The following is a 235-nucleotide window of genomic DNA, read 5'->3' as shown; positions in this document are numbered from 1 at the left end:
CCCGAAGAATTTGTAATCTAAATTGGGCTCTTTACGGATTCCGTGAATGGCAACAGTTACTTCGCCTTCACCATTCCTTTGCAGTGATAGTCTTGCATCCAATCGGGTGATAACAGTACCAAGATTAAGGCTTACAGGAATTAATTTATCTGTTTTAAAGCCCTTTAATAAGTCTTCCAAGACATTCATTTTCTCTAGTTTTTCCTGATTAAGACCTAATTTACCCATAGTATCC

General features: G+C 37.4%; 1 protein-coding gene. It reads right to left on the bottom strand.

Annotated features, from left to right (window positions below; genetic code table 11):
• Positions 1 to 235 (bottom strand): DUF4099 domain-containing protein (locus tag SCA31_RS25535; protein WP_410699721.1); only part of this gene is annotated, 235 nt, incomplete at both ends.

The organism is Chryseobacterium sp. SIMBA_028, assembly GCF_046535285.1.
In the GTDB taxonomy this organism is placed as follows: domain Bacteria; phylum Bacteroidota; class Bacteroidia; order Flavobacteriales; family Weeksellaceae; genus Chryseobacterium.
Note: the sequence above shows the minus strand (reverse complement) of the source record. Positions and strands in the feature narration are given on the sequence as shown.